The following is a 25883-nucleotide window of genomic DNA, read 5'->3' as shown; positions in this document are numbered from 1 at the left end:
TTCTAAGTATTATTATAAGCTTAAGCTATATGATGATTAACATGTTTAATAAGCAAATGCTATTATTTGAAAAAGAAAGCACAGAGATATTACAATATAATATATTTAATAAAACCATAAAATATGATATAAATGCAGCTAATAATTTTAGTGTAAAAAACAATACACTTCTTTTAAAACAATATAATAATTCTAGTGTAAGTTATAAGTTTGAAAAAGCATACATATTAAGAATGAGATTAGAAACTTTAGATACTTTTAAATTAAAAGTTTTAGATTTTAATATCTTTAAAAACAAACAAACAAATAGTACAAAACGATTAGAATTAACTTTAGAATTGTTAAATGAAGATATTGTAGCTTATTATTTTCTAAATCAAAATAATGCAGAACAAATAAATAAAAAATATTTTAATGAAGATTGATGTTAGTTCCTTTGCAAAAGAGAGAAATAAAAAGGAGTCTATAAAGCTAGATTTAAAACTAAAAAACTCATTTTTTAAACGCTTTCCAGATAAGCAAAAAGAAGATTTCTATAGAGAGTTTTCTACGCTTATAAAATCTGGAGTAGATTTTAATCATGCATTAATTATTTTAACAGAACAGCAAAAAAATAAATACATACGTTCAGTATATAAAGATATAAACAATGCTGTTGTAAAAGGGAAGCCATTGCATGAAACCATACAGAATTATGCCTTTTTCTCGCCTTACGAATATTATAGTATTAAAATAGGAGAAGAAACTAGACGTTTACCAGAAATATTCGATCAGTTACAAAAGTTCTATACGCGAAAAATTAAAATAAAACGACAAATAGTTTCAGTATTAGCATACCCTGTATTTGTATTACTAATTACATTTATAGTATTATACTTTATGCTAAACTATGTAGTTCCTATGTTTGCAAGTGTATTTCAACAGTTTGGAAAAGAATTACCAGAAATCACCAAATTTGTAGTGAAAATTTCAGATAATTTTAGCTTAATAGCAGCCCTATTTGGGGGTGTTATAGCCATACTGCTTATTGCTCATCGTTTACTCAGGAAGAATAATAAATACAAAGCAATAACTGCAACAATACTCCTAAAAACACCTTTTTTTGGAAATTTAATTCAAAAAATATATTTAGCACGATATTGCCAATCGTTAAGCCTATTATTATCAGCAAAAACACCACTAATAACAGCCTTGGAACTCACAGAAAAGATGATTACATTTTACCCTTTAAAACAAGCTCTTTCCACTAGTAAGAAAGATATTTTAAAAGGAGAGACGTTAACTAATAGCTTAAAAAAACATAAGTTCTTTACACCCAAAATAATATCTTTAACAACAATAGGAGAACAAATAAATGAACTAGATAAAATGTACGATGGATTGGCGAATCAATACAACGAAGACATAGACCACTCTACTAAAATGATTGGAACCATATTAGAACCGCTAATGATTTTAATAATAGGAGGAATTGTTGGATTTATAATGGTAGCTATGTACTCTCCATTATTTGATTTAAGTAAAATCATAGAAAACTAATTAAAAATTATATATTTGTGAGCTATTTTTCAAACAGTTACCTCTTCTAAACACTAAAAAAATGATAAGGACAAAACAAAAACGCCATCATTTAAAAGCTTATTCTCTCTCCGAAATATTAATAGTACTCTGTATTATAGGTATTTTAATATACTTGGTACTACCCAGTCAGGCGCCAGTTGTAGGAATGGCAAAATCTATAGAAGCGCAGAATATGTTAACCATGGTGCATAGTTTAGAGAAAAACCATTTTTATAGACATTCAAAATATTCGGCAGACCTTAAAGAAATAAACTTTGAGCAAGTAGCAACAATTGCAGAAGGTGGTCTTGCGGTATATAAAATTGAAATTATTGAAGCCTCTTTAAGTGGGTTTAAAGCTACTGCAACGTCGCTTCAAGACTTAGATGGAGATGGGGTTTATAGTACATGGCAAATAGATGAGAATAGAGAGTTGAAAGAAATAATAAAAGACTAAATTGGTATATACTATCTCTATATCTATTCTGGGTATTATTTTATTTTTTGTTTTATTTCAAGATGTAAAAAACAGAAGCATACATATACTATTGCCTATTTTAATATTTATTCTAGCAATTGTAATAAACTATGTGTCAGAAACCCTTGCTTTAGAAAATATTTTATACAATTTACTATTTATTTTAATAAATATTATTGGAATAGTTATATACTATTCAATTAAAAAAAAGGCATTGGTAAACCCTATAGATAATACATTAGGAATGGGAGATGTTCTTTTTTTTATAGCAGTGACACCGTTGTTTAGTTTTAGAGCCTTTATACTGTTTTTTATAGTAGGCCTCATATTTTCATTAATAATACATGGTATAGTATATACATTATTTCAAAAGGATAAAATGATTCCATTAGCAGGATATTTAGCACTATTTTTAATCCTTAACCTATTTGCAAAAAATATTTTAAAAATGGATTTTGTATTTTGAAAACACCTAATAACATACAAGGCTTAAGTTTAAGTGTCGATTTAAAACAGTCTATAAGCGCTGAGATTGCCAATTATTTTTCAATAATCCCAAAAGCATTAGAAGACAAAACAATATCTTTTTATATAGATGAAGAAAAAGCAAACCAACTTACTAGTATAAAAGATGAGCTAAAGTTAATTTTAGATAAAGCAATTATACTAGAAACTATAAATACATCATTAATACGAAAAGCATTATCAACCTATTACAGAACAAATGAAGATAAACCTAAAATAGTATCTTACGGTAATGATTTTTTAGAAGAACTTATTTTTGAAGCAAAACACATAAATGCTAGTGATATACATATAGAAATATATGAAGAAGACGTAAGAGTGCGTTTAAGAATAGATGGGCATTTAATTGAAAAAAACCATATTAAAAAAGACTATTACTTAGAGTTAATTAATCAAATTAAAATAAAATCTAACCTAGATATTACAGAAAAACGATTGCCACAAGATGGTAGAATAGAATATCAAGATTTCGATGTTAGGGTTTCAATTTTACCAACGCATCATGGGGAAAAAGTAGTGATGAGAATTTTAGGAAGAGACGCCTCTCATTTAGATATTAACGAGCTAGGTTTTGAAGATGAAGCATTAGCCCTATATATGGAAGCCGTTAAAAAAACAAACGGAATAGTTTTAATTAGTGGGCCAACAGGATCTGGTAAAACAACAACATTATACGGGACGTTAAAATATTTAAATGAAGTAAAAAGAAATATTGTAACGGTAGAAGACCCTATAGAATATACATTAAAGGGTATTAATCAAGTACAATTAAAAGAAGATATAGGTTTAACATTTTCCTCTGCATTGAGATCGTTTTTAAGGCAAGATCCAGATATTATAATGTTAGGGGAGATAAGGGATGGCGAAACGGCACAAATGGCTATTAGAGCCTCTTTAACAGGGCATTTAGTGCTTTCTACAATACATACAAACTCTGCAATAGGAACTATTTCAAGATTAATAGATATGGGGGTGCCTCCATTTTTAATTGCAGAAACCATAAATATATCGGTAGCACAACGTCTTGTACGAACACTTTGTGAAAACTGTAAACAAGAAGCAGATTTTAATGAATTAGATTTGCCACACTCTTTTACAATGCCTAAACCAATACAAACACATTATTTAGCAGAAGGGTGCGATCAATGCTACCATACAGGCTACAAAGGACGATGTGCTATTTATGAAATATTACCAATAAACCGTGACGTAGCAGAAGCTATAAAAAATAATACACTAGAACAAGCTAATTTTATTAACGACAATAGATTGTCTGATAAGGCTTTCGATTTATTGTTGAAAGGATTGACCTCTTTAGATGAAATTTATCCAATGCTTATAAATACTTAACAATGTCCTATAAATATATAGTAATAACACTCTTTTTTTGCATCTTCAATTTAGGCTATTCACAATCTGAAACTGCAAATTTTCAAGAAAAATTAGAAGAACTCTCTAAAACAAGAGAAGGATTAAACGATGCTATTAGGATTGATTTAATAGGATTAACACTCTACGATTTTATAACCACCTTAGCGGGAGAGCATAAATTAAATGTAAGTGTAGACTCAGAATTAAATGAAATGGTAACAGGGAATTTTTTCGATATACCCATTAAAGAAGTCTTTCTATTTTTAGTAAAAAAATATAATTTAGAAGCAAGTATTTCGAATACTATCATTGTTTTTAATAAAAAAAAGAAAAAAATTATTGTTGAAAAACCAAAACAAATAAAAACAATAGATGTAAGTTTTAATAATCAAAATCAGTTTTTATCTGTTAAACTAAAAAATGATTCATTACCTAGAGTAGCACAAGCTATAACAGATGCATCTAAACGAAATATTGTATTAGCACCTAATGTTAAAACTGAAAAAGTATCAGCATATATTTTAAATAGACCATTCGATCAGGTAATGGAAATGGTCGCAAAATCTAATAGTTTGATACTAACTAAAGATGAAAACGAAAATTACTTCCTAGAAAAAGATACAAGCCCTAAACAAAACATAGACAATGCTACAAGTGTTATAAGAGGCGGGCGAAAAAGAGGTAAGCCAAGTACTTATATTAAAGGGAATTCGGGAAGTTTCGAAATAACAACAAATACGCAAGGGTTTTTAAATGTAAAAGCATTTGAAGCAGATGCAACAGATATGTTAACGGAGGCAGCAGAGAAACTACACATTAATTTTTTTATGTATAATACACCAGAAGGTGTTAAAACAACTTTAATAGCTAATGAAATAACATTCGATAATTTATTAGATCACTTGTTTAAAGGAGAAAAGTATACTTATAAAAAAACAGACGATTTATATTTAATAGGAGAACATAAAACAGAAGGGTTACGTACAACAGAATTAGTGCAACTAGAAAACAGGTCTATAGAATCTGTACAAGCATCTTTGCCAAAATCGGTTATAGAAAATTTAGAAGTAAAAGAATTTATAGAACTTAATGGGTTTGTTGTTGCTGGATCAAGAAATCACATACAGGAATTTAAAGACTATATAAGGGAGATAGATCGTGTAGTACCAGTAATACAAATAGAAGTCATAATAGTTCAGTATCAAAAATCGTACGAAATCCAAACAGGCTTACAAGCAGGAATAGATAACCAACAACGAACAACCTCTGGAGTGTTATTTCCAACCAGTGAAGTTGCTTTAAACTCTACCTCTGTAAATAGTTTAATAGATGCTTTCAATGGTTTAGGAATAGTTAAGTTAGGTAAAGTAACAGAAAATTTCTATTTAAACTTAAAAGCCTTAGAAAACAACTCGCTAATTAAACTATCATCAACGCCAAAGCTAGTAACCCTTAATGGGCATGAAGCAAATTCTTCAATTGGAGAAACTAGTTATTATTTTGAGCAAAGCAATCAATTAATAAATAGAGGAGTTAATGATAATATTTTACAAAGTGGTTCATGGAAATCTACAGAAGCTAATTTAAGCATTAATATTACACCTTTTGTATCTAAAGATGAGAATGTAACCTTAACTATAGCTGTAGAAAAAAGCTCTTTCTTGGCTAGAGCAGGTGAAAATGCACCACCAGGAAAAGCCACACAACAATTTGAATCTATGGTAAGAGTTAAAAATAACGAGATGGTATTGTTGGGAGGTTTAGATGAATTAGAAAATGAAAATTCAGGAACAGGAACCCCATTCTTTTCTAGAATTCCAGTAATAAAATGGTTTTTTAGTAGTCGTAAAAAACGTAAAGAAAAATCAAAACTGCATATATTTATTAAACCAACAGTAACATATTAATGCGTAACATAATTAAGAACATATTAATTCTGGAAAATAAGTTTTATGTTATTGGAGTCTCTAATAAAGAAGATAATCTAAGCTATTCATTATTAACTATTGAGTTAAAAGGTGAGGAACTTAAAATAGAAGACCGTTATACACATAGTGAGCTAGACGATATTTTTTTTAAAAAAGTAGAAAAGGATTACCCTGTATTATTATACATAGAAGGAGATAATGTTATAAATAAAATTGTAGATAATACAGTAGGCTATAGAAATAACTTAATTTTTAAAGCAAATCCAGACGATTTTTATTTTTACGAATATCATCAAGGTGATAAAGTATATGCCTCAGTATGTAGAAAAACAAGTGTAAGTGTTCATATAGATGCATTAAAAAAACAAAACCTATTTGTATACCATGTAGCTTTTGGCCCCTTTGTAATGGCAAATTTATTACCATTATTAAAAGGCTGTTTAACAATACAATCCAAATACTACGCTATAGAACTATTAGATAATCGTATTGTTGCTTTTAAAAATAAAACAACTACCAATGAACGGTATACAATAAATGAGGAAACCTTTACAGAATCAGAAATACCATTATTAGCATCATTTTTTAATTATAAGTATCCAAATAAAGCTATAGAAGAAGATGGCCCTGATTTTAATGTAAATAAATCAGAATATAAGTATAAAAAGAGGTTTAAAATAGCAGGCATTTTAGCACTTGTATTTATAATAAGTCTACTATTTACTAGCCATTATTTAAAAGGTTATTATCAAGAGCAATTAACATTAAAACGCGTAAGTTTTATAAGTGCTCAAAAAATGGCAGTAGACGTCAGTAAACTACAAGAAGAAGTCGCTTTAAAAGAAAAAATTCTATTAGATAACAGAATAAATAATAAAAACTTTATTACAAAATATATTTCAGAACTAAGCAATTCTATCTCAAATGATATTACATTAAAAACAATAGCAGTATTTCCAGAGATTAAGAAAATTAGACCCAATGAAAAAATTAATTTACGATCAGATATTATTATTATCGAAGGCGAAACCTTAAGTGACGATAGTTTTAATACTTGGGTAAAACAGTTAGAGGCTATAAAGTGGATTGAGGCCTTTGAAATAGTAGAATACAATCAATCAGATAAAAACATAAATACCTTTAAAATAGAAACTAAACTATAAGTGTTTAACAATTTAACATATAAACAAAAATTCTTTGCTGTAATAATAGGATTTGTTATTCTTTTTTTAGCAGTATATAAAAAAAACATACGCCATACATTGGCGGCTAAAAAGGAACTTAATATTGTAGAAAACCAATTAGCAAATATAAACCAATCGCACTATATGCTATTTAGTTTAAAAGAACAGGTTAAGAATTTAGATAATATTATAGGAGGAAATAATTTAAAACCAGAGCTGGTACAATCAAGTATTTTAGATTTTATTACAAAGCAAAATAATGAGGTAGATGTTGTTTCTATAGATGATGTACATATGTATTTAGATATAGAATTTAAAGTGTATTCTAATCAAATAATAGTAGAAGGTATGTTTAATAACCTTGTCGATTTGCTTTATAATATTGAAAAAAAATATAAAGAATCTAGAGTAGTAAGTACAAAACTATATTCGAAAAAAAATTATCAAACTAAAAAAACAAAACTGTACTTAAAAATAATATTACAGAATTATGAAAAAAATAAATAGTGCCATAGCAATCTTTGTATTACTAGTATTAGTATATGCTTGTGATGATATCGTAGAAGAAGATATTACAGATAATATTGTGCAAATTATAGCACCAACAGAAGGTAGTGTAATAGAAGGAAATACTGCTAATTTTTCATGGATTAATGTAAACGGTGCAGACCAATACAGAATACAAATAGCAAGTAGTGCGCAAACCACTATTTTAGACTCATTAGTTACTGGAACCACATTTAATTATACTATTAATCCAGGAACATACAGTTGGAGGGTAAAAGGCGTTAACTTTGCTTACGAAACCGCTTATACATTTCCCCATAATTTTACAGTGGAATCTTCTGAAAATTTAACCAATCAAAACCTAACGTTGCTAACACCAGAAGATGCTATTTATACAAATAATAGTGCTTTTACTTTTACATGGTCTCCAATAGTAACGGCAGATAGTTATACTTTTGAGTTAATAAGAAACGACGGAGGCCAGCAAACAATAGTTGGTCCAATAGTAGATATTACAACAGGAAGTTATGCAATTACAGACGTTTCGATTTTTAACATTGATGCAGAATATATTTGGAAGGTAAAAGCTGTAAATACAACCTCAGAAACACCAAACTCTCAGCGCTCTATATTTATAGATAGAGTTGCTCCTAATCAACCTGTTTTAATGTCTCCAAATGATATGGAGACTACTACAGATTTAGTAGTTACCTTTAATTGGGCTAATGGCACAGATACAGGTAATTTACAATCATCTATTACAAATACAATAGAAATAGCTACAGATATTAATTTTAATACAATAATTGAAACATTTCAAACAGAAAACAATACCTACCAATATACGTTTGCTTCAACTGGAACATATTATTGGAGAGTAAAGGCAGCAGATGCTGCAGGTAATACTAGTGATGCTAGTATTATACGAACCATAGAGATTCAGTAAAAAATGGATAAAAAGTATTTAAATGGTATTTTAATTATATTCCTAATTGTTATTTGGGGAAGCGTTGTATATAAATATTTTGTAAAAGAATCGATAGTATTACAAGAGAATACAATTAATATTTCAAATTCAACTATAGATTATGCTATTGCAAAAGATACCTTTACGCTTAAATTAACTAGTAGAGATCCATTTAAAGCCTCTAAAAGAAGAATAGTGAAAAATAATAAACAAACAAGCACATATACAATTGCGGTTAATAAAAACAAGAGTGCTAAAAAATTAATTTGGCCAAATATAGAATATTATGGTTTTGTGAAAAGTACTCAGAATGAAACTAAAATGGTGCTAGTTAAAATAAATGGAAAGCTATATAGAAAGAGAGAAAAAGAAACTATAGATGACGGATTAAAGATAATAAAAGCTCAAAGTAATTCTATTGTTATAGCTTTTAATAAAGAGAACAAAACTATAATGAGAAAACATTAATACTTTTAAAATGTATATAATGATAGAGGTTGTTCATGCATGGGTAACCTCTTTTTTTATTTTAGGCAATGATGTTAACTTCTATGCCTACCTATCAAAATTAAAATTAAGAACAGTTCTGTTAAAATAATTATTCGAACAATTTATATAAATTAAACATGTAGACCTATTAGTTAAGTATAAGCATTTAGTTCATTAGATGTGTAGTAAATAAAAAAAGCCTCCACATTTCTGTGAAGGCTTTTGTAACTTGCTCCCCCTCATATAACACTATCGAACCAACATGTGCTAATAATCAAAGAGTTAGTTGGCTTGTTGTATTGATTTAGGCAGAGTTCTGTGTTTAGCTATAAAAATAAAGGGCAATATCCTATTTACTATTAATTGTTTTTTAATGAATATTTTTATTAGTAGAAATACTCTTTCACTCAATCAAAACGATACATTACTCAATTTCTGTTTGTTTAGTGGTATTGTTTTTGATTCTTTGTCCAGACGAAATTATAATAGATCTCTGGTTAAAAAAAATACGTAGATCTACGTATTTTTTTAACCAATAATAATACCTAATTTAGCCGATTCTTAAAAATAAAAACCCCTTTAAATTAATCAATATGAATTATAAACAACTCCTCTTTTTTAAAGTGGCATTATTTTGCTTATTAATAAGTAGTAGTAGTGAATCTCAAAACCAAAATTTATTAGATCTTACAGACTGGTCCGTAGGCACAGGTAGTATTACAGATTTTAGTACTTATGGCTCTGCAAGTTCTAATAATAGAGAACTTGGGCATAACCATATTGGAGAAAATGTTGTGTTATGGAAAGCAACGCCAAATACTTCTAGTGTAGAAGAAGGTGGTATTTATTCTGCATACAAAACTATAGACAATACAAAAACGTATAGACTATCGGTGTGGATAAAAAAGACAAACTCAACCGATGGCATTACTTATTTCGGTTGTTTAAGTGGAGCAGCCAATAATGTAAATGTTTTAAATTTAAACGGAACAGAGAATCCATATCCTTACTTTTGGTATGGAGATTTACCTATGTTAGATCGATGGTATCTGTTAGTTGGTTATGTGCATCCTGTCGGATATTCTGGATCTATGTTGGGGGCGATTTATGATGGAGTAACAGGTGAAGTTGTAGTAGCTTCCACTTTAGGTAGAGATTTTAAATTTAAGTCTACAGCTACAGATTTAATGTTACGTTCATTTCTATACAACGACCCTAATTTAGAAGATAGACAGTACTTATACGAACCAAGGATAGAGGAGATTAATGGCGGGGAATCTACAATTAACCAATTGTTAAGTCTTAACCCAAATTCAAAATTGTTTTTAAGTTATGATACTGCTGGAAACCAAATACAGCGTCTGTATTGCCCAGACGGGAATATGTGTACGCCTTCTGTTTCTTCTAAAGAGAGTAAAGAGCATGCTAAAGAAGATATTGTAAAAACAGAAGATTTGAAAAATGAGACTAAGAATTATTCAAAAAGAATAGTGATTTTTCCAAACCCAACAAAAGGAATCGCTACAATTAAAATAGACTCAAAACTCACACAAAAAGTAGAGTTTATAAAGCTTTACACTATAAACTCTGTTTTAATACAAGAATTTAATAAAACAGATTATAACTCTAAAGATTTAGAAGTCGATTTATCAGGCAAACCATCAGGGGTTTATTTTGTACACATCCATTTTAATGATGGTAGTGAGAGCATAACTAAAAAAATAATTAAAGAATAATAAAGCAGATATAGAAATGACAAATAAAACATTACATTTTAGTTTAGTATTATTCTTAGCTAGTTTATTAGGGTTTTCTCAAGAAATGAAGACTACTTGTGAAGCAGATGATTTTACATATAAAAAAATTGGGGTATTAGATAGAAAAGAGGATAATCTTGTGCTTACAGGAGTTTCTAATAGCAATAAAACTCTAAACCAACAACAGTTTAACAAAAATTCAAACGAAGGAATTGGGGAAACCTTAGGTCAGTTATCAGTATCTTCCACTGGAGGGGCAATATATAATTTACCAATTGCGGTACCTACAGGAATTAATGGTGTTGTCCCAGATATTTCACTAACATATAACAGTCAAAGAGGAAATGGAGAAGCGGGTTATGGATGGAATGTAAGTGGCGTATCATTTATAAGTAGGATTCCATCTAGTAAGTTTTATGATGGAGTTATAGATGAAGTAGATTTTGATAATTTAGATCGTTTTGCGCTAGATGGTAAGCGATTAATACTAAAAAGTGGAACTTATGCAGGAGATGGTGCTGTTTATGAAACGGAAAGTTATTCTAACTTAAAAATAACCTCTTATGGTGTATCTCCGTTTGGAGCTGAATATGGGCCAGCTTATTTTGTAGTAAATTATCCAGATGGATCTATTGGGCACTATGGAGCTAATAATAATTCTATAACACCTACAAGATACGCTATTACTTACTGGCAAAATCCTCAAGGATTGAGAATAAAATACGAGTATAATAACGCATATGAACTTAATAACAAAGGGAGTATAAGTATAAAGAAAATTATGTATGGTGGTCAATTTGGTGGAGAAAGTATTAATGAAATTGAGTTTACTACGGAAAACACTGGAAGATTAGAAGAAGGGTATATTAAAGATAGGGTTTTTGCATCCTCAAGAAGACTTAAAAAAATAGAAGTTAAAAGTAATAATGTTACATACAGAACATACGAAATAACATATAATACCACAAGCCTTAACTATTCTAGAGTAGAGAGTATTACAGAATATAGCGGAGACGGAACATTAAATCATAGCCCTGTATATTTTAATTATACCAATACTCCACAAACAATAACAGCTTCAGATATTACAACAGATTTAGGGTTAACTAATATAGAACAAAGAAATTCTAAAGCGACGTCCTTAGATTTAACTGGAAATGGAAAAATGGACTTCTTTATTACACCACTTAATAATAAAAATAAGTTTTGGTTATTTAAAGATTTAGAGCCAGGAGGTAATAATACTCCCTATGAAATAAATACAGGATTATTTGAGACTATTTTTCCTGTTAATTGGATTAATTCCAATAATAAATATATAGGTGGCGAGGGTATTGCAGTGGTTCAAGAGGCAGATGTAGATGATGTTAAATTTAAAGTTTACGGTAATGGAATAACTCAACCGATTAATTATCAGTATACAAAAACATGGAATGCACCAACATACAATTATACAAATTACCCTGGTAATGTAACTAAAAAAGCAATTCCTAAAATATACGTTTCTGGAGATTTCAATGGAGACGGTTTAACAGATGTTTTAGCGATAGGGAAAGCGTATACCAATAAATACTGTTCAGAATATCCTTGTAGACAATCTGTAGGAGTAGAAGATAATTCTAAATCAATTACAAAATTAACTAATGAAAGTAACTTAGAATTCGAATCTAGAAAGAAAGCTATAGAATCAGGAAAAGCTACAAATGAACATGGGAGAATACCAGATCCAAATGACCCAGGAGATCCATACGATCCTAATGACCCAGATGGAGGTGGTGGTACTTGTTATTCATGTGGTACATATACTGTAAACTATAATGGAGTACACTTTATCGATTTAAAACAAGATGTGTCTATAGGAATAACTGGAGCAGGTTTCACAGAGCAAGTAGTAAAAGATACAGATAAGATTTATACAGGAGATTTTAATGGAGATGGTAAAACAGATATCATGCATGTTACAGATGGAAAACTTTTTGTTTCTAGTTTAAACGAAACAGGTCATCTTACATTGTTATGGGAAATTACCAATGATGCATCCATTCAACCAGGACAAAATTTTCTAATGGGAGATTTTAATGGAGACGGAAAAACAGATTTTATGGATCCAATTGGTAATGGTAGTAATAAATTTAATACATACATGTCTACTGGAGTTAGTTTTCATAAGCAGTCAGAGTTTATTGATTTTCCATTTACATATAAAGAATTAGATACACAAACAGACTTTCAAAACGAAACAACGATATTTAATGGTTACAATTTAATAGCTGCCGATGTTAATGGAGATGGTAGAACAGATATTGTAGAATATAATACAAAAACATATACAGCACATTCTAATGGAAGTCAAACCATAAAAGTCTATAAAAATATGGGTATGCAACCATCAGTAAATGTAAGGAGTGCTAAATTCCAGTTAGGAGGTTCTGCAACCCGAACAGGAAATTTAAGACTCTATCCAATCCCCATATTTTTAACATCCAATCAACCAACTAAAAGTTTAAGTTTCGCATCCATTAGTAATAAATGGGTAACCTCTTTTACTTTTAATATGGATCATAGACGCGATGTCTTATTAGAGTCGGTTATTAATAATGCGGTGACATATAACATAGATTATAATAACTTAGATCCATTTCAATATAATGCTACTGGAACTAATTTAAATTCAGTATACCAAGCCAATTATCAAGCTAATTATCCTAATGTAAATGTACAAGTAGACCCAGATACTTATGTCGTTACCCTTCTAAAGCGAGTCTGTAATAACACCGAAACGTTACAACAAGAGTACTTTTATAAAGGAGCAGTCTTTAATTTAGAAGGCTTAGGTTTTTTAGGTTTTCAAGGGATGTCTCAAAGTAATTGGCATACGGGTGTAGATGATGTTATTTATAGTACCTCAATCTATAATACAGAATTAAGAGGAGCAAAAGAAGTAGAGTATATTACACCTCACAATTTTTCGTTTAGTGTTCCTACATCTAATTATACTGTTAAAACAGATTATAATAACGCATTTTCACTCTCAGCTAGTAAAGTTTTTAAGCTTTGGGTAACATCAAGTTTAACGCAAAATGCATTAGAAGGAATTAATATAAATACCTCTTATTTATATGATAATTATAATAATCCGACCAAAATAACTGATAATTATTTAGGAGCAGGAACGATGACTTCAGACATTATCTATGAAAATAATCTGGGAACAAATTATTATGTAGGAAGACCAATAAGCGAAATAGAAACAAAAACAATTGGAAGTGAAACTTTTAGTACAGAACGACAATACGCATATACAAACTATTTACTTACAGAAAAGAAAACAAAAGGAAATAATACACCTTTTGATAGTGAAACCTTTCAGTACGATAGTTATGGAAACGTTACTAAAAAAATAACAAGTCCTCACAACACACCTTCTCGAGAAATAAATTTCGAATACGATGCTTCCAAGCGTTTCTTAACAAAATTAGTTAATGTAGAGGGACTCGCTATACAGTATGAATATAATGCCAATAATGGAACCTTAACTAAAGAGATTAATCCATTTGGTCAAGAAACTACTTATGAGTATGATTCGTGGTATAGACCAGTAAAATTAATAGATTATTTAGGGAATGAATTAACGAATAGTTTTGTTGAATCCAATTACTCGTATACTGTAACCGATATTTCAGACGATGGGAGTAGTATGATTAAAATATTTGATCCTTTAGGTAGACTAACTACTATAAAAGATAAAAACATATTAGGAGAATGGGTAAATGTTAGTTACGAGTATGACAAGTTCGACCGTGTAAGTAAAGAAAGTGAACCTTATATTGGTAATGCTGCTACACATTGGAATGAAACAACGTACGATTTTTACGGGAGACCAATAACACAGACATTATACACAGGAAGAGTTATAGATATTAATTATAACCAATTAGAAACAACTGTAAACGATGGTACCAAAGTAGTAACAACAACTAAAGATGCCATGGGTAACACGGTTTCGGTTACTGATCCAGGAGGAACTATTAATTACAATTACTATGGCAATGGTAATTTAAAAACAGCCAATTACAATGGTACTATTGTTTCTGTAGAACAAGATGGATGGGGACGTAAAACAAAATTAATAGACCCTTCTGCAGGAACTTATGAGTATTCCTATAATGGTTTTGGAGAGTTAACAAAAGAAACAACACCTAAGGGAGAAACAAACTACACATATACTAATGAAGGTAAAGTTCTCGAAAAACACATCACAGGAGATAACACCAACATGCATATACAATATGCATACCATCCAACAAGTAAATTTTTAAATACAATTACTTTAACCAACGCAGATGGTAATAATAGTACCTATAATTACGCTTACGATAATCACTATAGAATAACCAGTATAAACGAGAATAATACATATGCACAGTTTAATAAAACACTAACTTACGATGCGTTAGGTAGAATAGATACAGAAGAGTACTATGCTAAATTATTACTAAATAATGCAACGAGTACAAAAAAGATAAAAAATGTATACCAAAACGGAGAACTAAAAGCCATAAACGATTTTGTTACTAACGAAACAATATGGAGCTTAGAAGGTGTTAATGCATGGGGGCAATTAACAACAGCCACTATGGGTAATGGTATTAAGGAAGAAAATACTTACGATGCTTATGGGTATTTAGCAGAAAGTAAAATAAACAAGAATGCGAATACCTCTCCCGAAGAGATTATGAAGCTCAACTTTAATTTCGATACACAAAGAGGGGTGTTAAATAGCAGAACCAATAGCTTGTTTTCGTGGTCTGAGACTTTTAATTATGATAACCTAGACAGACTAGTCGCTTTTAACGATAATAATGGAGCCAATAACCATACCTATGACGACAGAGGAAGAATTACTTCTAATAATACTGTAGGGGATTATAATTATGTAGGCAATGCTTATAAATTAGATAAGCTAGACTTAAATAACCAAGGCGACCTATATTACCAACAAAACAATTTACAACAAGTTACTTACAATGCCTTTAAAAAGCCTGTTGAAATAAACGAAGTTGGTAAAGAAAAAATAAGTTACCAATACAATGCTTTTATGGGGCGTTCGCATAGTTTTTATGGTGGTACAGAAACCAATGCCTTACAACGTAGACACCGTAAACATTATGCCTACGATGGTAGTATGGAAATTAGTTATGATAGTAGTACATTAAAAACTACATTTGTAACTTATATAGGCGGTGATGCGTATTCTGCTCCAGTAATTTGGCGCTCAGAGCAAATTTCAGAAACTGCTTCAGATTACTATTATTTACATCGTGATTATTTAGGGAGTATTCTAATGATTTCGGACGCTGATGGTAATGTAAAAGAAAAACGCCATTTCGATGCTTGGGGAAATATTGTTAAAGTAGCCGATGGAGATGGTAATACACTAAACCAGTTACAATTTATAGACAGAGGCTACACAGGGCACGAGCATTTGCAAGGCGTAAATTTAATACACATGAATGGCCGACTGTACGATGCTAAATTACGTCGTTTTTTAGCGCCTGATAACTTTATTCAAAACCTTGGGGATACCCAAAATTTTAATAGGTATGGTTATGTACTTAATAATCCATTATTATACACAGATCCTAGTGGTGAGCTTTTTCTAGAAAGTTTAGCTGTTGCCTTTATAGTAAAAGCACTTTTTGTAGCATCGGCAGCTGTGGGTACTTATGCCTTAATTACTAATTTAACAGACCAATCTAGCGGCTCTGGAGCAAAACCAGCAAACCCTATCTCTGCAACCAGTAGAAATAACGCACAAGAAATAACATCTGGGCTATCCCCCTATAGTCTAGATTATAAGCTAGATAAACCTATAGGGGTTTACCAAGCTACAAGTAACGAAAGTTCTAATATATCAGACATAACTTCGTTTGTACCTATAATAAATCATTTAGCAAATGGAAATAGTTTAAACGGAGAAGGTAGTGGTATTACAGCTGCAGATATTGCAGATACAGTTACCGATTTTATACCTTTTGTAGGTAGTGTAAAAGACATATACCAAGGTATTAGAGACGGTAATGGTTGGCAAGTGGCACTAGGTGTTGGTGGTCTAGTAGCAGATGTATTTACTTTAGGGTCGGCATCTTTAGTTAAAGGTGTTATAAAAACAGGCGTAAAACAAGGTGTTAAATCCTATGCCAAAGGAGTTGGACGAAAATTGTTAAACCCAGTTTCTGCTAAATATACAGGTATAATAGCTGGAGGAAATGTTCCCGCTAAGGCAAGCAGTAGAATTGTAAATACATCAGCTAAACAACTTCAAAAGAAATTTAAACATGCTGCTGATTTTGGTGTTAATGGTAATTACAATAAAGTAAATGCAGGAAAATTTAACTCTGCATTAAATCAACATATTAATTCGTCAGGAGTTAAGGCTGTGAATGGAACATATCGAGGTAATTCAGTAACACATTATTTAGATGCAAATTCAGGGTTGAATGTGATAGTTAATCCAAATGGTTCATTCCATAGTGGTTGGCGTCTTGGCTCTGAACAATTAATGAACGTATTAAAACATGGAGGATTAAATTAGTATGGAATCTAAAAAACAGAATGACAATATAGTTTTAAGCTTTAATAATGATGAAGCACTAGTGCTTCTTGAGTGGTTAACTCGTTTTAATGAAAGTGAAATACCATCATTATTTGAAGACCAGGCAGAAGAAAGAGTATTATTTGACTTGGAATCAATTTTAGAAGAGTCTGTGTCAGGTACATTGAAAGGTGATTATAAAGAGATACTTGAAAAAGCAAGAAACAAAATACGAGATGAAGAATAGTTGAAAAAGAAAATTTGTCTGAAGAAATAATCGGACACTTTAAAAAAGGGAGAAAAAATTTAACAAATAATAGAAGAACATATAGGTTAGAAGGATCCATTCTTAATACAAAAAGAGGAGGGATGATTGATGGTCATTACGAGATAGGAACTAGACCTTCACTTAGTGGAAGAACTGAAGTGATTATTCATAGAATGTTTAAAAGAAATAAATAAATGAGAAAGATAAATACTTTTGAATGCAATTACATAGTAGATGAGGTTTTTTATTTGAAAGATTCTATTAATAATTTTTTCATTCCAAAAGAAAATAATAATGAGAAGCACATAGTTCAAATTCAAAATAAAATAACTTTAACTAAAACTTTATTAGTAATTGATGGCGGAGAAGATGAAACTTTGTATGGCTTTAAAAAAATAAATGCTTTTTGCTCAATGCCAAATCCTAATTATTTTAGTATAATTTTTGGAAATATAGGTTACATTATTAATGGAATTAATAATGAATATAAATTAATATCAAAATTTTCGATTAAGGATTTTTATCAAGATTTATCAAACATGCTTTTTATTGTATTCTTTGTTGATAAAATTGTATCCTACAATGTTAATAATAAAATTAATTGGGTTGTAGATTTAGTTAAGATTGTTAAAGAAGACTATTCAATCGTTTTAAAAAAAGATAACAATATAGTTCTTAACTATTATAATGATCAATGGGAAGAGTATCAAGATATAAAAATAGATACAATGCTCGGATGCATTAAATAAAAAAAGAATGCAAAAAGTGCAAAACATAAAAGATTTAAATATAATTGAAGCATTACTTATAAGTTATAATTTTAATGAAGTTAAGCAAGAGTTTGTAATAATTACAGATACTGTTAAGAGGGGTTTAGAGAATTTATAAAACTAAAATACTCTGGGGTTACAAATTTTAAGAAAACAAAAGGCACGTACAAACCGTTAAATGATATTTATAAAACTTTTAATTCTTCTGAAACAAAATTCCATGTGGTTTTACAGGATATTAATATTGAAAATAAGGATGATATAGAGTTTAAATTAAAGATATGGTTTGGAGGAGATTTTGGAGGTATTGAATTAGATTTTAATTCTTTAGAAATTAATAAAAGAACTACGATAGGTAAGGAGGTGAAAAGAAATATTTGGGAGTATAAATATAAAAATACAGGAGAGACAATAGACTTCTATAATCCTTTTAATTAAAAAATATAATAGAGTTCTTTGAGGGAAAAGAATAGGAGATAATATATTCGAAGCTAGATCAAAAGGTGGTGCGAGAGTATATTATCAAAATACAAGTACTGGGATAAATATTTTAGGATATTCAAATAAGGATACTCAACAAAAGGTTATTAATAGAATATTTAAATTATTTTAATATGAATTATAAAGTGAAATTCCCTGGAGGGTATAATATAAAAAGTGTTTTTAATGATAATATAGATGTTCATTTTATTTTAGAAAACGGAAGTGTTTTTTTTTGTAACACTATTTACAGTCCAGAATATTCAAACATTAATGAGTAGGGATGGTTATTTTTGGTGTGCAGATATGCTAATTGTTCCTGATTTAAAAATAGAATCAATTAAAACAGTGTTTAATAAAATGTTAGAAGATGAAGAGGTCGATTTTGATATAATACTATCAGAAATAGGGAGTATAATAAAAATATATGGAGTAGAAGCTGTCTACGATAATTTAGAAGATGATATTTAGTTCTTTTTGCTTAAAAATGAGTGTTAAGGACTATGTGTTATAATATTTAAAAATGGAACAATTGGACAATTATATACACACTAAGGAATTACACATAGAATCTTTTTTGAGAAAAAAAGGAAAAGTAATTAAGGATATTGATACTATTTCAAAAGTATGGAATGATTATTTCTATAGATTTAAAGATATTAATAATAGCGAATTAAGTTTTTACTTAAAAGAAAGTAGTTTTTATCTAGAAGGATGTATTTGTATATGGAGTTATGGAAGAGAAGTTTTGTCCTTTAAACATTGGGACTTAATAGATCAATTATATTCTTATTTTATTACAGCGTTACATCAAATTTTAGTTTTAGGAAATATAGAAAGTTCATTTTCGTTTCCAGATCAGCCATTACTTGTTGAATTAAAAAGAAGTAAAGGTGAAAAAATTATAATAACAATAGAAAATGACACTTTTGTGGTTTCTAAAAAACTATTTACTAGCATGCTTCTAAAAGAAAGTATTGTTTTCTTTAAGAGATTGTCGTTAAATAAAAAAACAAAAGAATATAATGAACTAATTAAATTGGCTGAAGACACCTTGAATACTTTAAATTAATTGATGTGATGTTATTATAAAATATTGGAAGCATGTTAAATAATTGGTTGAAAATTTCTTTGAAAGCTTTTAAGTCAAAAGATGATTTTTTTGAAGAGAAAAGTAATAAGTTTGAATTCAAGGTTTTTAAATTTGAAGGCACTAATAATGGTTTTATGATTATATGGAATATAAAAACATTAAATGCTTTTACTGTATCTAGAATGAAGGTAGGTAAAAATATATTAGTTGATGTAATTGATGTTGACTCTGAAAACAGGGATAGTTTAAATAAATTGGGGTATTTGCCTGAAAATTTAGTGTTTGAAGGAGCATCCCCTTATTAAAAAAATGATATTATAGGATGAAAAACTAATGCCTTTATTATATTTTGCCTCTAGGTTTTCTGATGGTAAGGCAGGTACGGATAATGCTAACTTTTTTAAACTTGAAGTTGTAGTTACGAAACATGCCACAACTGTAGTAGGTTAAATAGTAACATTAACAACTATTGCAAATGAAACCATTAAAGACATTTGTTTTTTATCAATGGTATATTAAGTTTTTCTAGAGGTTATAGTGTAAACTTATAAGAATATAATCGGGTATATAGTACTAGAAAGCACATTTATAAATTATTGAAAAAATGTTAGATAATTGGTTGAAAATTTCTTTGAAAGCTTTTAAGTCAAAAGATGATTTTTTTGAAGAGAAAAGTAATAAGTTTGAATTCAAGGTTTTTAAATTTGAAGGCACTAATAATGGTTTTATGATTATATGGAATATTGAAACATTAAATGCTTTTACAATTTCTAGAATACAAATTGATGAAACTATTTTGGTAAAAGTTATAGAACTAGATGTAAAAGCCGAAAGTTCTAACCATTTAAAATATATTCCAGAAAATTTGATTTTTGAAGATTCTAAGCCTTATTAATTTTAATCTAAAATAACTTCAATACTAAAAAGGAATGAATCTATAGTTATTGTGTCTATGTTTAGACATTTATTTGTAATATAAAAAATGAAAAAAATGAAAAAAAACACTAATATAAAGGCTATTAACATCGTATTGATAGTCTTAATGTTAGTGTTTTCTAGAATAGTAGTTGCCCAAAACGAAACCAATATTTGGTATTTTGGCGAAAATGCAGGCTTAGATTTTAATAGCGGTATGCCAGTACCGCTATTAGACGGTGCATTAAATACAGAGGAAGGTTGTGCGACAATTGCAGATACTTCTGGAAACTTATTATTCTATACAGATGGTGTTACTGTATGGAATAGAAACCATACGGTTATGCTAAACGGGACAGGGCTTAATGGAGATGTGTCGAGTACACATTCGGCCATTATTGTCCCTAAACCAGAAGATATTAATACCTATTATATATTTACAGTAGATAATATTTTAGGATCCAATGGCTTACAGTATTCTGAAGTAGATATGGCTTTAGATGGCGGACTGGGAGGAATCACTGCAAATAAAAATATATTATTAGAAACCTCTACAACCGAAAAAATAACTGCTATAAAAAATGATACGACAAACGAATTTTGGGTAGTGAGTCATAAATGGGAAAGTGATGAATTTATAGCATACAATGTGTCAAGTGCGGGAGTGAATACTGCTCCTATTATAAGCTCTGTAGGAACTTACGTAGGAGGGAATAATTTTGAGGCAATTGGTCAAATAAAAATTTCTCCAGATGGCACAAAATTAGCGGTAGTAAGATTATTAGGTGTTGCTGAAGTTGAGTTGTTTAATTTTGATGCAACGACAGGAATAGTATCTAATCCGTTAACGATTTTAGATGTGCCCTCTGATAATCAAGAAGTTTATGGAGTAGAGTTTTCTCCTAATAGTAAATTGCTTTATGTAAGTATAACTGGAGTTGGAGTCTATCAATATAATCTTGAAGCAGGTTCAAATTTTGATATTATACAATCTCAATTCTTATTAACTACAGAAATAGATTCCTATGGAGCTTTACAATTAGCTTCTAGTGGAAAAATATATGTGGCAAAAGGTTATCGTAATTATATAGATTATATAGATAATCCTAATTTTGTAGGAGCTAGCTGCGATTATCAATACGAAGGATTATATTTAAATGGAAAAAAATGTAAAAGAGGCCTACCACCATTTATCCAATCCTTTTTTAACGTTGCCTTTCAAACAGAAAATTTATGTTTTGGAGAAACCACACAATTTAGTGCAAGCTTACCAGCAACCTACGACAGTATTTTATGGAGTTTTGGAGATGGTACAACCTCTAGTTTAGAAAATCCAACCCATAGTTATACTACACCAGGAGATTACGAGGTGTCGTTAACAGTAACTGTATCTGGTAATGCATCAACAGATTCTAGAACGGTTACTATATATGAGCAACCCACTGCCACCCAACCACAAGACCTATTAATCTGTGACAGCAATAACGATGGCTTGCATACATTTAATTTAACAAGCCAAAATACAAGTATATTAAACGGGCAATCGGCTACTACATTCGAGGTCTTGTATTACGCATCCATAACAGATTATAATAACAATACGCCTATAGCTAACCCAAGTAGCTATACCAATACAATAGCATACGGGACGCAGAATATTATAGCAAGTGTTAGAAATAGTAATAACCCAGACTGTGAGGTTACAACAAACTTTAACGTACAAGTATTTAATAGTCCAACACCCAGCCAAAACGTGCCTAGTTTACAATTTTGCGACAATGCAAGTGTAGGTACAGATACCGATGGCGTTATTAGTTTTAATTTAACCCAAAACGAAGCAAACATACTAAATGGACAATCAGCAAGTAACTTTACGGTGCATTATTATACAGATGCAGGGTTAACTAACGAAATAACAACACCAAGTAATTACCAAAATACAAGTACAACAGAAACCATTTACGTACAAGTAGAAAATAATACCAATGCCGTTTGTGTGGCAGAAACCAGTTTTACTATAGAAGTGTTTGCCTTACCAACAATAACAGCAGTAGTAACACTAAGCCAATGCGATGACGATGTCGATGGGTTTAGCAATTTTAACCTAAACGAAGTTGCTAACGAAATCACGACTAATGCAGCAAACGAAACTATAACCTTTTACGAAACCCAAGCCGAAGCAGAAACAGCAACCAATACCATAACAAACCCAACAGCCTATACAAACCAAATAGTAAGTAGCGATACAGTTTGGGCAAGAATAGAAAATGCAAATGGTTGCTATAGAACCACACAAGTAAACTTATTAGTCTCTACAACACAAATACCATTAAATTTTACAAGGGACTTTTATGAATGTGATGATGCTACAGATGCAGATGCCTATAATGGCATTACAGCATTTAATTTTAGTACGGTAACCACAGAAATAGAAGCCCTGTTTCCCACAGGACAGCAACTAATCATAAACTATTACCGTAATCAAACCGATGCTTTAGCAGAAAATAATCCCATTACAGATATTAGTAATTATTATAATATAGGCTACCCAAACACGCAAAACATATACATACGCGTAGACAGCGCTGTCAATAACGATTGTTTAGGCTTAGGGCAACACATAACCTTACATGTAGAACCCTTACCATTAGCAACAGGACCAATTGTAATAGAACAGTGCGATGCCGGAAACGATGGCACAGAAGCAATAGACACGTCTACAATAAACGCAGAATTATTACAAGGGCAAACCAATGTAGCTATAGCCTTTACAGATGCTAATGGAAATGCATTACCAAACCCATTACCAAACCCATTGGTAACAGGTTCGCAGTCTATAACCGCCACCATGACAAATACCAATTCGCAAGACCCAGATGGTACGTGCTCGGTATGGACCACAATAGATATTACAATAGATGCAGGAGTAACAGCAAATACAGTTTCAGACTTAAACGCCTGCGACGATAATAACGATGGGCAATTTGCTTTCGATACATCTACCATTGAAGCCACAATATTAAATGGGCAAACCAATGTAACTGTAAGTTACCAAGATTCTAGCGGAAATGCATTGCCAAGCCCATTACCAAACCCATTTATTACAGAAACGCAAACCATAACAGCAATAGTAGAAAACCCAGCAAATGCAATATGCTTTGCAGAGACGTCATTTAGTTTTACAGTGAGTAGTCAACCTGTGGCAAATACAGTTCAAAATGATTTTGTATGTGACGATGCCTCAAATGATGGAGCACATGTGTTTAATTTGTTAGACTATAACACAGAAGTACTCAATGGGCAAGATAATACGGTTTATACAATTACATATTATAGTACTCAAAACGATGCAGATACAAAAATGAATCCGTTACCTAATAGTTATACCAGTACATCAGTAACTGAAACCCTATATGCAAGAATAGAAAACAATAATAACGATGCTTGTTTTGATACCACCATGTTTCAAATAGGCGTGTCTTATTTACCAATAGCTAATACTCCAGAAAACATAAGTATTTGTGATGATGCTACTAATGATGGTTTTGAAGCCTTTACACTAAGCGATCAAAACACGGCTATTTTAAATGGGCAATCGAGTACAGATAACATAATAAGTTACCACTTAACACAAAATGACGCAGAAACCAACAGCAATGCATTAGGCAATACGTTTACCAATACTATAAACCCGCAAATAGTATATGTAAGAGTAGAAAACACAAATAATACTAATTGCTATAACACCACAAGTTTTGAGTTAATAGTTAATGAACAACCCGTTTTAACTATGCCGTCTCAATGGACTATTTGCCAAGGAAGTTCTGTAGATATAGCAGCCGATGCAGGTTACGATAGTTATTTATGGTCTACAGGAGAAACATCGCAGCATATAGCCGTGTTTGAAGCAGGAACCTATAGTGTAACCGCCATAAATACTTATGGAGATTTAGTATGCGAAACCACAAAACAAATTACCGTTGTAGAATCTAACATAGCTACAATTACTAATATTGAAACCGTAGATTGGACTCCAAATGATAACACCATTACCGTAACCGTAGAAGGTAATGGAGACTATGAATACTCGTTAGATGATATAACCTATCAAGACAGTAATGTATTTACCAATTTAAGTATCGATGATTACACGGTTTATGTAAGAGATAAAAACGGTTGTGGTATTGTTAATCAAGAGGTTTACTTATTATATTATCCTAACTATTTCACACCTAATGGAGACGGAGTACACGAAACATGGAATATAAAAAACTCCAATAAAGAACCACAAAACGTTATTTATATTTTCGATAGGTATGGTAAACTCATCACGCAATTAAAACCAACAAGTCATGGGTGGGACGGTACATTAAAAGGGAATCCTTTACCAGCTTCCGACTATTGGTTTGTAGTCTATAGGCAAAATGGAAAACGCTATACAGGGCATTTTACTTTAAAGCGATAAGACTTAACAACACTCAAGCCGTTGTCTGTATTTTAATGACTTAACTACACTTTAATGACATCGTCATCAAAAAACACTTCAAAATGAAGTGTTTTCATGTATTAAATTGTTAATGTATAAATAATAATAAGATAGTCCATATCAATACATTGTATATCCTGTACTATGCGTTTATGCTCATGAAGTGTTTTAGTTTTCCTTACAATTAGTAAGGGTTTTTATTTTTCAAAAAAAAAGAGCAAATACAATGCATTGTATTTGCTCAAGCTAAAAATATTAATTTGTACTCATCCCTTAACATGAGTATAACAAAGATATAAAATTATTTTGCTAATTGATTTCCAATAAACACCCTACGGTCGTGTTTCAAATTAGGACATACAAAAATAGTGGACTTGCAACAAAAAACTGGACAAAAAGAAGAGAGATTATGCTGCTAATTTTTGATTGTTCATTTCTGTTTCAAATTCTTCAATAGATTTTAAGCCTAAAGCCGTGTGTAATCTTTTTCTATTATACCAAGTTTCAATC

The 25883-nt window shown here is 30.4% G+C and carries 21 protein-coding genes; all 21 read left to right on the top strand.

What is annotated here, in order from left to right; all coding sequences use genetic code 11:
* Positions 1 to 29: 29 nt before the first annotated feature.
* The 21 genes from ACVC08_RS15950 to ACVC08_RS15850 all read left to right on the top strand — a co-directional run bounded on the left by ACVC08_RS15950 (position 30) and on the right by ACVC08_RS15850 (position 25352).
* Positions 30 to 425: a hypothetical protein gene (locus ACVC08_RS15950; protein ID WP_452602792.1), complete on the top strand. Its 396-nt coding sequence runs from the start codon at positions 30 to 32 to the stop codon at positions 423 to 425.
* Positions 415 to 1539, top strand: a complete 1125-nt coding sequence (locus tag ACVC08_RS15945) for a type II secretion system F family protein (RefSeq protein ID WP_452602791.1) — start codon at positions 415 to 417, stop codon at positions 1537 to 1539. Before ACVC08_RS15950 ends, ACVC08_RS15945 begins: the two co-directional genes overlap by 11 nt.
* A gap of 61 nt (positions 1540 to 1600) precedes the next feature.
* Positions 1601 to 2017, top strand: coding sequence for a type IV pilin protein (locus tag ACVC08_RS15940; protein ID WP_452602790.1), 417 nt, complete (start codon positions 1601 to 1603; stop codon positions 2015 to 2017).
* A 133-nt stretch (positions 2018 to 2150) separates the two neighbouring features.
* Positions 2151 to 2504, top strand: coding sequence for a hypothetical protein (locus ACVC08_RS15935; RefSeq protein WP_452602789.1), 354 nt, complete (start codon positions 2151 to 2153; stop codon positions 2502 to 2504).
* Positions 2501 to 3913 carry a GspE/PulE family protein gene (locus ACVC08_RS15930; protein WP_452602788.1) on the top strand — a complete coding sequence of 471 codons (1413 nt, stop codon included), beginning with the start codon at positions 2501 to 2503 and terminating at the stop codon, positions 3911 to 3913. Before ACVC08_RS15935 ends, ACVC08_RS15930 begins: the two co-directional genes overlap by 4 nt.
* 2 nt (positions 3914 to 3915) lie before the next feature.
* Entirely contained in the window at positions 3916 to 5841 is a 1926-nt protein-coding gene (locus tag ACVC08_RS15925; RefSeq protein WP_452602787.1) for a type II secretion system protein GspD, read from the top strand.
* Complete coding sequence (locus ACVC08_RS15920; protein ID WP_452602786.1) at positions 5841 to 7025, top strand: hypothetical protein; 1185 nt, start codon at positions 5841 to 5843, stop codon at positions 7023 to 7025. The genes ACVC08_RS15925 and ACVC08_RS15920 overlap by 1 nt, the downstream gene beginning before the upstream one ends.
* Positions 7026 to 7553: a hypothetical protein gene (locus ACVC08_RS15915; protein WP_452602785.1), complete on the top strand. Its 528-nt coding sequence runs from the start codon at positions 7026 to 7028 to the stop codon at positions 7551 to 7553.
* On the top strand, positions 7537 to 8499 hold the full coding sequence (locus ACVC08_RS15910; protein ID WP_452602784.1) for a hypothetical protein: 963 nt from the start codon (positions 7537 to 7539) through the stop codon (positions 8497 to 8499). The genes ACVC08_RS15915 and ACVC08_RS15910 overlap by 17 nt, the downstream gene beginning before the upstream one ends.
* 3 nt (positions 8500 to 8502) lie before the next feature.
* A complete protein-coding gene (locus tag ACVC08_RS15905) occupies positions 8503 to 8988 on the top strand; it encodes a hypothetical protein (protein ID WP_452602783.1) in 486 nt (161 codons plus the stop codon).
* A gap of 614 nt (positions 8989 to 9602) precedes the next feature.
* Positions 9603 to 10745, top strand: a complete 1143-nt coding sequence (locus ACVC08_RS15900) for a T9SS type A sorting domain-containing protein (RefSeq protein ID WP_452602782.1) — start codon at positions 9603 to 9605, stop codon at positions 10743 to 10745.
* Between the two features lie 16 nt (positions 10746 to 10761).
* Positions 10762 to 17361 carry a colicin D domain-containing protein gene (locus ACVC08_RS15895; protein WP_452602781.1) on the top strand — a complete coding sequence of 2200 codons (6600 nt, stop codon included), beginning with the start codon at positions 10762 to 10764 and terminating at the stop codon, positions 17359 to 17361.
* Position 17362: 1 nt separating this feature from the next.
* On the top strand, positions 17363 to 17608 hold the full coding sequence (locus ACVC08_RS15890) for a hypothetical protein (protein WP_452602780.1): 246 nt from the start codon (positions 17363 to 17365) through the stop codon (positions 17606 to 17608).
* Positions 17609 to 17823: 215 nt separating this feature from the next.
* Complete coding sequence (locus ACVC08_RS15885) at positions 17824 to 18378, top strand: hypothetical protein (protein WP_452602779.1); 555 nt, start codon at positions 17824 to 17826, stop codon at positions 18376 to 18378.
* Positions 18379 to 18621: 243 nt separating this feature from the next.
* Positions 18622 to 18837, top strand: a complete 216-nt coding sequence (locus tag ACVC08_RS15880; protein ID WP_452602778.1) for a hypothetical protein — start codon at positions 18622 to 18624, stop codon at positions 18835 to 18837.
* A 176-nt stretch (positions 18838 to 19013) separates the two neighbouring features.
* A complete protein-coding gene (locus ACVC08_RS15875) occupies positions 19014 to 19160 on the top strand; it encodes a hypothetical protein (RefSeq protein WP_452602777.1) in 147 nt (48 codons plus the stop codon).
* Positions 19153 to 19350 (top strand): hypothetical protein, encoded by a 198-nt coding sequence (locus ACVC08_RS15870; protein WP_452602776.1) that lies wholly within the window; start codon positions 19153 to 19155, stop codon positions 19348 to 19350. Before ACVC08_RS15875 ends, ACVC08_RS15870 begins: the two co-directional genes overlap by 8 nt.
* Before the next feature lie 52 nt (positions 19351 to 19402).
* Positions 19403 to 19951 (top strand): hypothetical protein, encoded by a 549-nt coding sequence (locus tag ACVC08_RS15865; protein ID WP_452602775.1) that lies wholly within the window; start codon positions 19403 to 19405, stop codon positions 19949 to 19951.
* Between the two features lie 32 nt (positions 19952 to 19983).
* Positions 19984 to 20277: a hypothetical protein gene (locus tag ACVC08_RS15860; protein ID WP_452602774.1), complete on the top strand. Its 294-nt coding sequence runs from the start codon at positions 19984 to 19986 to the stop codon at positions 20275 to 20277.
* Between the two features lie 299 nt (positions 20278 to 20576).
* A complete protein-coding gene (locus tag ACVC08_RS15855) occupies positions 20577 to 20867 on the top strand; it encodes a hypothetical protein (protein ID WP_452602773.1) in 291 nt (96 codons plus the stop codon).
* Between the two features lie 96 nt (positions 20868 to 20963).
* Positions 20964 to 25352: a T9SS type B sorting domain-containing protein gene (locus tag ACVC08_RS15850; RefSeq protein WP_452602772.1), complete on the top strand. Its 4389-nt coding sequence runs from the start codon at positions 20964 to 20966 to the stop codon at positions 25350 to 25352.
* Positions 25353 to 25883: the final 531 nt, after the last annotated feature.

The sequence above is a fragment of the Pontimicrobium sp. MEBiC06410 genome, assembly GCF_053601615.1.
The sequence above is the reverse complement of the archived record's forward strand: the minus strand, read 5'-3'. Positions and strand labels throughout refer to the sequence as shown.